Genomic DNA, 10,504 nt, shown 5'->3' on the forward strand with positions numbered 1-10,504 from the left:
ATGCATCTCTGCCATTGGCCTTCTCATGTTTCAGACATATGATAATATTATATCATTATCTACGAAAAGGAGGCAACATCCATGAATCCTGTCCTGAAAGTGCGGGACGTGTGTCTCTCCTATCACACATTGTCCGGTGAGACACCCGCCCTTTCTCATATATCCTTTGACCTGATGCCCCGGTGAATTCCTGTCCATTGTAGGACCTTCCGGATGCGGAAAATCCACTCTTCTGAATCTCATTGCCGGCCTGCTCACTCCGGAGCACGGTTCCATTACTCTGGGAGACCGTCCGGTATCCTCCGGCAGTGCCGCTGTAGGATATATGCTCCAGAAGGATCATCTTCTGGAATGGCGGAGCATCTACAAAAACATCCTTCTCGGCCTGGAGATCCGGAAAGAGCTCACACCTGAAAAGTTGGCACATGCAGAAGCCCTTCTTCAGACCTACGGTCTGGACCGTTTCCGTGATGCCCGCCCTTCCCAGCTTTCCGGCGGAATGCGCCAACGTGCCGCTCTGATCCGGACCCTGGTGCTGGAACCGGAGCTCCTTCTTCTGGACGAACCATTTTCCGCTCTGGATTACCAGACACGCTTAAATGTCAGTGATGATATCGGAAAAATCCTCAAAAGCTCCGGCAAGCCTGCGATCCTGGTCACTCATGACATCTCCGAAGCCATCAGTATGGCCGACCGGGTACTGATCCTTTCTGCACGTCCTGCCACTGTACGAAAGATCATTGATATCGATCTGGATATCAGCGACCGCACTCCCTCTCCTCCAGAAATGCTCCGGATTTTAAGAAATATTTTAACATCATATGGAAGGAGCTCAATGAAAATGCCTGAAATTTCCAAACAGCAGAAACAATATCTTGCACGGCAGAAAAAAGAAAAACACATTATCCTGGCTGCACGAACACTTCTTTTTGTTCTGTTTATGGGACTTTGGGAAATATCCTCTGATCTTGGATGGATCGATTCCTTTATCTTCAGCAGTCCTTCCCTGATCGCAGAGACCTTTCTTTCCATGTGCAGGGATCAGTCCCTGTTTGCACATATTGCCGTGACACTGGCAGAAACTCTTGTCAGTTTCTTTTTTGTTGTGATCCTGGGCGTAGGAACCGCAGTACTTCTCTGGTGCTCCCGACGGATCGCACGGATCCTGGAGCCATGCTGGTGGTACTGAACAGTCTCCCGAAATCTGCTCTGGCCCCTCTTCTGATCGTATGGCTTGGTGCCAACGAACGTACCATTGTGGTCGCCGGCATGTCTGTAGCCATCTTCGGTTCCGTTATCAATCTGTACTCCGGCTTCTGCCAGGCAGATCCGGAAAAGCTGAAGCTGATCGAAACTCTGGGGGGACACAAAAGGAAAAGCTTCTGAAGATCGTCCTGCCCCTCCTCCATTCCTCTTATCCTGAGTGTGATGAAGGTCAACATCGGGCTTTGCCTGGTGGCGTGATCATCGGAGAATTTATCGGTGCCCGAAAAGGCCTGGGATACCTGATCATTTACGGAAGCCAGACATTCAGACTTACATGGGTCCTGATGTCCATTGTGATCCTCTGCATCATTGCCATGCTGCTGTATTTTGCACTTTATCTTATTGAAAAACAGGTCCGGAAACATTAGCTGTAAAAAGGGCGTGTAAAAATGATCTCTCATTTTTTACACGCCTCTTTTGCTCTTATAACCTTTGTTTCAAAGTTTTCCCACGGCAAAGGCCGTGCATAATAAAAGCCCTGGATCTCATCGCAGCTCAGGCTTCGCAGGATCTCCACCTGTTTTGCTTCTCCACGCCCTCGGCAAGAACCTTCATTCCAAGGCTGTGTGCCAGCGAAATGGTATGACGGATTACCTGCTGCCCACGAAAATTCTCTATGTAATCGATCAGACTTTTATCCAGCTTCAGAGTATCGAATGGCAGCTGGTTCAGGCTTGTCATAGATGAATAGCCGGAGCCAAAATCATCCATATGCAGCTCGAATCCTGCATCCACCATCTTCTCTATGAGCTTACTAATCCGATCATTATACAACGAGCAGTTTCTGTCAATTCAATGGGAACAGAAGAAAACGGAATGCCATTTTCTTCCACGATCTTCACATAACGACAGATCATATTATCGTAATGGATACTGGCACGTGACAGATTCACCGAAATCGGAAGTATCTTTTTCCCTGATCTTATACGTTCCCCCTGGATGCTGCATACCTTTCGGGAAAACATATTCATCAAGGCGTACGATCAGACCATCCTTCTCAAAAGAGGGATAAATTCTCCCCGGCGAAACCATAGTTCCTTCCGCTCTCTTCCAGCGCACCAGGCCTCCGCCCCAACGATTCTTCTGTCTCCACACTGTATTCGGTCTGCAGGTAGACTACGAATTCTTCATTGCGTATAGCCTCCACGAAAGCATTCTCCATCTGTCCGTTACGGATATGCCTCTGTCTCATCTCATCATCATAAAAAGCGATCTGGTGCTCATAGTCATTCCCGGATACTCTTCATGGCCAGAAAAGCCCTGTCACAGATCAGGGTAAAAGGCAGTGTCTTATCCACATTCTCATAAACCCCATAGTTGACCACCAGATTAGGAATCGGCGCTCCGCTCTCGACTCTGTGGATAAATTTCTCCATATCTGCCATACGGATCTCTTTCTTTCCATATATGATGGCTACAAACTGGTCTCCTCCATATCTGCCCACCGTCCCGTAGCGAACCTGATTTCTATACGTATCTCCCAGATAGGTAAGAACCTGATCACCGGTCTTCTCTCCATAGGTTCCGTTGATCCATTTAAAGTTCTTTATATCTGCCACCACCACATGAAAATCCTGATTCGTATTAAAGCGCATCAGCGTTTTGCATGATGGAAAAAGGCCTGTCTGATATAAAGCCCTGTAAGATCATCATATTCCAGAGCTGAGAGTACCATCACGGGCTCTCTCAGCTTGATCACATTGTTGATCTTACTTTTTAATATACGGACATTATACGGTTTCCGTACAAAATCCACTGCTCCAGTTCCAGACATCGCACCTATCCTCAACGGTTACTTCCGGTTATGATGATCACAGGCACAGAGTCAGCATCACATCATCACGGATCAGCTCCAGAAACTGAAATTCATCACATACCGGCACACTCATATCAAGAAGAATTGCAGAAAGGGTTTTGTAATTCTCAGACAGACGCTTCATCCCCTCTGCTTCATTCATCGCAGTGATAACCTCAAAACTGCCCTCCAGATGTTCTGTAAGCGCTTTCCGATCCCGTCTCGTCATTCACTACAATAAGAAGTTTTCTTCCGGATGCTGTTCCTCCTGGTTCCAGTAGGCCTCCATCTCACTGTAACCGTACATCCATATCCTCATTGGCAAAAGCAAACACCACGGCTGAAAATCCTCAGCCGTTCCTACCTGGCACATTCACATAGAATATTCAAATCCTCCCGTTGCTTCGGCGTACACGATAATGTACCATCAACTGGGGAATCCTTGTAAGACGTTGGCATATCTTCTCAAATCCATCATCTGATGCATCCGGATCCTGTCCTCTGCCGCAACACTGCTCTCAATATAAATATCCATGATCTTCTCATAGGATTCATCCTGCGAAGTCCCTCCTCCCATAAGCTCCACTCTGCCCCTGGAAGCGCATACTGGACCTTATGAGTCTCTCTGTCAACAGAGTAGATATTGATAAAATTTTTTCCGAGAACATTAATGATCCCCATAGAATCGGATTCTCCATCATTCCGCTGCTGATCTCATCATTCGTCTCTGTATCCGAAAAAACAAGGGCATGTCCTGTCCCGCCGGATTCCAGCGGAATCTCCACAGCATCAACCGAACGCAGGATATTCCGTCCCGGTTCCAGATATTCTTCGGACCTTTGATCCCGTTAACGACCGGACAGATCTCACAGGGAGTTTCTCTGTTTCTCAGACAGTGATAGCATTTCTCGCCCCTCTTCAGCTGCGGATAGATCTCACGTGCTGCCAGGTTATAGCTGATAATCTTATAATCCTCATCTATGACATACATTCCCGATGCATTTTTCCCCACGAGCATCACCTCCGGATTCGTAAATTTCTCATAGATCCTTCGTGACAGTTACTGTCTCAAAATCCTTAAATATCCTTCATTATATACATTTTTCTGATAACTGCAATTATCTTTCGTATTATTTATTTTCATATTGGTTTTATTATATTTCGGTTATCAGCGCATCTGAAAAGATTCCCCCTGAGCGGAACCCCGGCAAGCTCCGCAAGCCTTTTGATTCCGGAATCTGCTATGGATACCGCACTCTCCACATGATTGAAATCTGTGGCACTGTAATCAAACAGGATATTCCCTGTGCTCAAACTCCTCGTCCCGTTCCCAGAAAAAGAATCTCATAGGCATACAGTCAAAGGCCCTGATCTCATATCCCACATCACCCTGGGGCAGTTCCCTGCCGTCAAGTTTCTGAAACGCCTCCCTCAATTCCTTTTCATGGCCGGAAAATGTAGCACTGAACACATCCGTCTCTCCGATCTGATACGCCGGCGCAAACGGTCTTGCATTCCTGAGATCTGCAAAAGGGACCCACTTATCCATAATAAAGCCCTCTTTCGCATACCCCAGAAGCGTATAAATATTCAGCATCTCCGTAGTATCCGGTTCTCTCTGTCCATCCAGGCTCCGGATGCTGCCGTCTTCCAGACTCACCCCATATCTTCTTCCGAAATGAATGATCGTGAGAAACCCGTTTTCTTTCCTTCAGTTCCGGCACCCGTTTATGCAGATCTGCTATCCATCTTCAAAAAGCGTTGTGCCCACTCTTCACATAGTTTTACATAGTTGGAAATTCTTCTTCTTTCATCCTGTCTTCTCCCTGTCTGATATTGATATCCTTTCTCCGCTGTATTCCGGACTTTTTTACAGAATACACTGCTTCACATTTTCCGCAAGAATCTTCGCCGATGTATCCGAAATCCGGCTATTTTCAGTGTTACTGTTTTTCAGCATCCCGGAACCTTCTTAAGCGTTTCTTTTTTTCGACAGATCATCCATCAATTTCCAAATCCGTCTAATTTCCCAATATAAAAATAACGTTTTTTGCACAAAAAACTGGATTTTCTTTTTAAAAGGTGTATAATATTAACAAAGTTTATTGTTTTTATGGTTAAAGACACCTGGCAGTAAACAAGAAATGAAAGTGAGGATTCGCCATGAAACAAAACAGTATGTTAGCAATGATCCTGGCCGGTGGAAGAGGAAGTCGTCTTCACGAGTTGACGAATAAAGTTGCCAAGCCAGCCGTTGGTTATGGCGGTAAATACCGTATCGTGGATTTTCCGCTCAGTAACTGTGCCAACAGCGGCATTGATGTCGTAGGTGTACTGACACAGTATGAATCAGTTTTACTGAACAGCTATGTAGCAGCCGGTGGCCGCTGGGACTTGATGCCAAGGACAGCGGAGTTTATGTACTTCCTCCACGTGAGAAGGCTGATGCCGGTCTGGATGTATACCGTGGAACAGCTGATGCGATCTCTCAGAATATTGATTTCATCGACTCACAGAACCCGGAATACCTTCTGATCCTTTCCGGTGACCATATCTATAAGATGAATTATGCAAAGATGCTTGATGACCATATCCAGCATAAGGCAGATGCGACTATTGCAGTTATCGAGGTTCCCATGAAGGAAGCCAGCCGTTTCGGTATCATGAACACCGGTGAAGATGACCGCATCGTGGAATTTGAGGAGAAACCGGAACACCCGAAGAGCAATCTTGCCTCCATGGGTATCTACATATTCAACTGGAAGTTCTGCGCAAGCTCCTGCTGGCAGATATCAAGAATCCGGATTCCAACCACATTTCGGTAAAGACATCATCCCTACACTCCTTGCACAGGACAAAGCACTCTACGCCTACAAGTTCAAAGGCTACTGGAAGGATGTAGGAACCATCGATTCCCTCTGGGAAGCAAACATGGATCTTCTCAGTCCAAACAGTGAACTGGATCTTAACGATCCTACCTGGAAAATCTACACTGAGGATGCTACCTCTCTTCCACAGTATATCTGTGATACAGCTGTGATCAACACTGCTTTCATCACTCAGGGCTGGTTGTAGAAGGTGAGATCACCAACTCCGTACTTTTCACAGGCGTCAAGGTCGGTCCTGGTGCCAAGATCATCGACAGTGTCCTGATGCCGGGTGTTGTTGTTGAAGCAGGTGCCGTTGTCCAGCGTGCTCTCGTTGCAGACGGAATCGTGATCGGTACCAATGCTCGTGTCGGTTCCAAGGACAGTGAGCACATCGAACTTGTATCAAAACGTGTAAAGGGGGCTGAGTAATATGTTTAAAGCATTTGGAATCGTGAATTCCTCAGAAAGAAATATCCATGTGGAGGGGCTTCAGGACTACCGTGCGATCGGCGCCTTTTCATTTCTCGGAAGATATCGTGTCATCGACTTCCCGATCTCAAATATGACCAACAGCGGAATTGAGTACATTCAGGTCTATGTAAAGAACAAACCCCGTTCTCTTGTAGAACATCTCGGAACCGGACGTCACTACAACATCAACTCCAAGAGCGGTAATCTCCAACTCCTCTTTTCAGAGCATTCCGGAGTCAACGATATCTATAACACCGATATCGACAACTACTACTCCAATCTGGAGTGCATCGAAGCAGTTCATTATCCGTATGTTGTTATCGCTCCGAATTACATGATCTACACCACCGACTATTCCAAGCTGATCGATGCCCATATCGAATCCGGTGCAGATGTGACCATGCTTTATCATTCCGTTGATAATGCCAAGGAGAACTATCTGAACTGCCACATCCTGAACCTGAACCGTCAGAAGGGTGTTCTCTCCATTGAGCACAACCACGGCAATGCAAAGAACCGCAACATTTTCATGGATACCTACGTAATGAGCAAGGAGCTTTTCATCAGCCTCATCCATAAGGCAAAAGAGATCTCCTCTCTTTATACCCTTGCAGACGTGATCAATGCCGGCTGCAGAGACGGTGAGCTGGATGTCGTGGTATATCTCATCGCGGATATTTTGCATCGATCACTGATTTCAAGAGCTATCACGATGCAAATATGGATCTGATCGACTACAAAACTGCAACCGATCTTTTCCATGATAACTGGCCGATCTATACACGCACCAACAACTCCTGTCCGACCCATTATTTTGACACAGCCAATGTTTCCAACTCCGTTATCTCCAACGGCTCCATGATCGAGGGAACTGTAGAAAATTCCATTGTCGGACGTGGCTGTACCATCAAAAAGGGCGCTTATCAAGAACTGTGTAGTTCTTGCAGACTGCACCATCGGTGAGAATGTCCATATCGAAAATCTGGTGGTAGACAAGCATGCCAAGATCACGCATGCCAAGGAGATCATCCGTCCTGCGGATGAGCCTGGCTACATCAAACGTAACGATACACTGTAATATTCATATATAATAAGGCCTCCGGTTCCTGTGTTACGAACGGAGGCCTTATTTATCTCTGTACTCAGCTAAGCATATGGATCCATCATTTCAGAACAGACTGGATCCATTTCAAACGCATTATCCTTATTCTTCACGTTACCCGGAAGGCAGATACACACCGGATCATATCTCAGGCCAAATTCCTGAGCAACACTACTACTGCCGTCAAGCTCCAGATGCTGATCATCCACAGCGCCCAGAGACTCAAACACCTCATCTCCAAACGTTTCCCTGAGATTTGCATACATTCCGCTATCTTTCTCATGTTCATAGAGTTCCTTCGGCATGATCAGGACATCAACGGTAGCACTCTGGATTTCCGTCACATATGCGATCCTGGCATAGTAATCAAAATCCTCTCCTGTCTCGTCCGTCATCAGATTCTGCGCCACACTGACTTCTGCATATTTATCCTCTGTTCCCAGTGTCTTCAAAACATCCTCTTCCACCTTCTCAGAGTCATAATTCCCTGCATTCACCACCGCAATGGAAAGCACCGTCTTCATCTGTGCGTGACGATAAATATTCACTCCCAGACAGACTCCGCCAATGGCAAGAAGCACGCACAGCATATGTATCTTATAATACATCCAGATATACTGAATCTTCTTACCTGTTCCCATTCCCTTCAGTTTCTCTCTTTCGATCCGGCGGCGTTCCTTCTTCGTAAGATCAGTTTCGTTGGGCATCTCCGGATTCAGTACACTCTCATCGTGTCCGTCATGCCGGCCTCCGCTCTGTTTTGTAAATCCATAAAACTCTCCTTTGTCTTTCATGTCTCAGTATTTTTTACCCTGAAGCGGGATATTCCAGTCGCTTTCCCCGCATCCTCCGGGTGGGTGCTGTGACTTATCAATAAAGGATATTTTAGCATATTTTGGTACAAAATCACAGCGCATAAATATAAAAACATAAACTCTTCTATTTCCGACAGATCTCATTCCATATCCATACATTACCGCACAGCAGTCACAAGAACCAATCACCGGTCTCATCCACAGATATAAAAGATTTTTCTCAATTCCAGCTGCCACAGCCACATCCTTCAGGATATCCGCCACACAGAGATGGAACAGATAAATAAAAAATGCATATTTCTGACCGATGGCTACCGGAAGCTCGGCACTTTCCGATTCTTTCCCATGATCGCAATGAGAAAAAGGCCAACAGCCATAAATACTGACCCCAGAAACAATTCCAGTTTGCCAAAATACCGGTATTCCAGCAGACTTGCAATCCCGCCGCCAGCTACCATGCCATACAAAAGAAGCACTTTTTTTCCGGCAAACCAGGCTTCCAGCTTTTCCTGATGTCTGTGTATCAGATGTCCCAACATAAAAAACGGAAATCCGGTAAACAGATAGTTTCGAAATTGCATAACACGGAAATGCTTTTCCGGGAACAGGAAGGTCGAAAATTCCTCCATTCCGAAATGGATCAGAAGAAGCACCGGTATCAGAACATATGCCTGCTTACAAATCCGGAATCTTGCTGCCAAGGCAAAAAGAAGATAACAATAGAGCAGTGCCGGGAGAAACCACAGATGCCATTTCACCTGAGAGCTGTTATTATATAGAAGAAACTGGCGGATATGTTCCCCCGAAACCAGGGCTTCCAGCCATTCCTTCTGGCTTGCTCCGTCGATGTAATTCTGGATCAGCTCCCACAGACAGCAGACCGGAAATGCCACAAGCATCAGCTTCAGAACATGCCGGATCTTTTTTCCGGTTCTTATAAATTCCGTATCATCGCCACGGAAACAAAAATATCCGGATACCATAAAAAACACAGGTACTGCAAATCTAGCAAGTACATTGGCTATGATTCCGGCATTTCCCGGAAAATGGACGTGAAGAAGCACAACTGCATAAGCACAGATCGCCTTTACCATATCCAGAGTACGGTTTCGCATAAAAATTACTCCTTTTTATATCGAACGCTTATCCCGGAAATATGATTCCGGGGTTCCTTTTTTCGAAACGATATACTAACAAACCAGCAGAATTTTGTCAATGCTGTTTTTCTCCTGTACGGTTTGCTCTTATACGTTTTACTCTTGTACGGCTTCCGGATCTGAATTATAATTCTTTTATGACTTCTATGACAGGATGTTTGTTATTTCCTCAGAAAGGATTCTATTTTTTATAAAAAAGACGGCTACTATTTTCCGGCGAATTTGCACGCATGGCACACGTAACTCTGCGTACTGTCCGCTATTATGATAAACAGGATATCCTGAAACCCTCTCTCGTCACCGAATCCGGCGCACGTTTTTATACAGACGAGGATTTTGCAAGGCTTCAGCAGATCCTCCTTCTGAAATACCTGGGCTTTTCCCTGGATGACATCCGGGAAATGACCATCGGTGATTCCGATTATCATTTCATGCTGAATTCTCTGAATATTCAGCTTCGTCTGGTCCGTGACCGGATCGAACAGATGCAGCTGGTGGAAAAAGCGATCCAGGATACCGCACAGATGATAAAGGAACAGCACACCATTGACTGGAGCCAGATGCTGAACCTGATCCACCTGACCGGCATGGAAAAAAGCCTCAAGAATCAGTATCAGAATGCCACCAACATTTCCTCCAGGATCAACCTCCACAGCCTGTACTCCCAGAACAAACAGGGATGGTTTCCCTGGATCTTTGAGCAGTGCCGGATCTCACCCGGTCTTCGTATTCTGGAGCTGGGCTGCGGGGACGGAACGTTATGGACCGACAACCTTCCCTTCTGCCGGAGGATATCTCCATCACACTTTCCGATATTTCCAGCGGTATGCTCCGCGATGCCAGACGAGCCATGGTTCCTCGGATACCCGGTTTGCATTCCGGGCCTTTGACTGCGAAAAATCCCATGCAAGGACGAAAGCTTTGATCTGGTGATCGCCAATCACGTGCTTTTTTACTGCGATGATATTCCCTCCGTCCTGAAGGAAGTCCGCCGTGTCCTCGCTCCCGGCGGAAGATTTCTCTGCAGT

The 10,504-nt window shown here is 46.2% G+C and carries 12 protein-coding genes and 4 pseudogenes; 6 read left to right on the forward strand and 10 right to left on the reverse strand.

Going from position 1 to position 10,504, the window contains the following annotated elements; genetic code table 11:
* Positions 1 to 81 precede the first annotated feature (81 nt).
* Together CCC17_RS15095 and CCC17_RS15100 are read left to right on the forward strand one after the other, a co-directional pair.
* Positions 82 to 849: pseudogene (locus tag CCC17_RS15095) on the forward strand (ABC transporter ATP-binding protein).
* Positions 842 to 1,634: pseudogene (locus CCC17_RS15100) on the forward strand (ABC transporter permease). Before CCC17_RS15095 ends, CCC17_RS15100 begins: the two co-directional pseudogenes overlap by 8 nt.
* A gap of 127 nt (positions 1,635 to 1,761) precedes the next feature.
* Here the strand turns inward: CCC17_RS15100 and CCC17_RS12310 are convergent.
* From CCC17_RS12310 to CCC17_RS12345, 8 genes are all read right to left on the reverse strand, one after another.
* On the reverse strand, positions 1,762 to 2,040 hold the full coding sequence (locus CCC17_RS12310) for an EAL domain-containing protein (RefSeq protein WP_330577330.1): 279 nt from the start codon (positions 2,038 to 2,040) through the stop codon (positions 1,762 to 1,764).
* Between the two features lie 223 nt (positions 2,041 to 2,263).
* On the reverse strand, positions 2,264 to 2,458 hold the full coding sequence (locus CCC17_RS12315) for a hypothetical protein (protein ID WP_287083180.1): 195 nt from the start codon (positions 2,456 to 2,458) through the stop codon (positions 2,264 to 2,266).
* A gap of 34 nt (positions 2,459 to 2,492) precedes the next feature.
* The gene (locus CCC17_RS12320; protein ID WP_330577331.1) at positions 2,493 to 2,861 is read right to left on the reverse strand and encodes a diguanylate cyclase; all 369 of its coding nucleotides are present in this window, start codon (positions 2,859 to 2,861) and stop codon (positions 2,493 to 2,495) included.
* Positions 2,861 to 3,040, reverse strand: a complete 180-nt coding sequence (locus CCC17_RS12325; RefSeq protein WP_287083182.1) for a hypothetical protein — start codon at positions 3,038 to 3,040, stop codon at positions 2,861 to 2,863. The genes CCC17_RS12320 and CCC17_RS12325 overlap by 1 nt, the downstream gene beginning before the upstream one ends.
* Positions 3,041 to 3,077: 37 nt before the next feature.
* Positions 3,078 to 3,224 carry a hypothetical protein gene (locus CCC17_RS12330; protein ID WP_287083183.1) on the reverse strand — a complete coding sequence of 49 codons (147 nt, stop codon included), beginning with the start codon at positions 3,222 to 3,224 and terminating at the stop codon, positions 3,078 to 3,080.
* Between the two features lie 264 nt (positions 3,225 to 3,488).
* The gene (locus tag CCC17_RS12335; RefSeq protein ID WP_287083184.1) at positions 3,489 to 3,638 is read right to left on the reverse strand and encodes a hypothetical protein; all 150 of its coding nucleotides are present in this window, start codon (positions 3,636 to 3,638) and stop codon (positions 3,489 to 3,491) included.
* Positions 3,639 to 3,758: 120 nt separating this feature from the next.
* Positions 3,759 to 4,073: a hypothetical protein gene (locus CCC17_RS12340; protein ID WP_287083185.1), complete on the reverse strand. Its 315-nt coding sequence runs from the start codon at positions 4,071 to 4,073 to the stop codon at positions 3,759 to 3,761.
* Between the two features lie 276 nt (positions 4,074 to 4,349).
* The gene (locus CCC17_RS12345) at positions 4,350 to 4,721 is read right to left on the reverse strand and encodes a DUF3786 domain-containing protein (RefSeq protein WP_287083186.1); all 372 of its coding nucleotides are present in this window, start codon (positions 4,719 to 4,721) and stop codon (positions 4,350 to 4,352) included.
* Positions 4,722 to 5,224: 503 nt separating this feature from the next.
* On the opposite strand from CCC17_RS12345, the pseudogene CCC17_RS15105 reads away from it, so the two are divergent.
* The 3 genes and pseudogenes from CCC17_RS15105 (at position 5,225) to CCC17_RS15245 (ending at position 7,480) form a co-directional block, all read left to right on the forward strand.
* Positions 5,225 to 6,360, forward strand: a pseudogene (locus CCC17_RS15105) (glucose-1-phosphate adenylyltransferase).
* 1 nt (position 6,361) lies between these two features.
* The gene (locus CCC17_RS12355; protein ID WP_330577334.1) at positions 6,362 to 7,132 is read left to right on the forward strand and encodes a sugar phosphate nucleotidyltransferase; all 771 of its coding nucleotides are present in this window, start codon (positions 6,362 to 6,364) and stop codon (positions 7,130 to 7,132) included.
* 165 nt (positions 7,133 to 7,297) lie between these two features.
* On the forward strand, positions 7,298 to 7,480 hold the full coding sequence (locus CCC17_RS15245; RefSeq protein WP_442859778.1) for a hypothetical protein: 183 nt from the start codon (positions 7,298 to 7,300) through the stop codon (positions 7,478 to 7,480).
* Between the two features lie 68 nt (positions 7,481 to 7,548).
* On the opposite strand, the gene CCC17_RS12360 is transcribed toward CCC17_RS15245, so the two are convergent.
* Both CCC17_RS12360 and CCC17_RS12365 read right to left on the reverse strand, forming a co-directional pair.
* Positions 7,549 to 8,298 (reverse strand): hypothetical protein, encoded by a 750-nt coding sequence (locus CCC17_RS12360; protein WP_287083187.1) that lies wholly within the window; start codon positions 8,296 to 8,298, stop codon positions 7,549 to 7,551.
* Between the two features lie 332 nt (positions 8,299 to 8,630).
* Positions 8,631 to 9,434, reverse strand: coding sequence for an acyltransferase family protein (locus tag CCC17_RS12365; protein WP_287083188.1), 804 nt, complete (start codon positions 9,432 to 9,434; stop codon positions 8,631 to 8,633).
* A gap of 225 nt (positions 9,435 to 9,659) precedes the next feature.
* Here CCC17_RS12365 and CCC17_RS12370 point away from each other — a divergent pair.
* A pseudogene (locus CCC17_RS12370) lies at positions 9,660 to 10,504 on the forward strand (MerR family transcriptional regulator); the annotation flags it as partial.

The sequence above is a fragment of the Blautia sp. LMAG:36 genome (genome assembly GCF_008680535.1).
Lineage (GTDB): Bacteria > Bacillota > Clostridia > Lachnospirales > Lachnospiraceae > Blautia_A > Blautia_A fusiformis.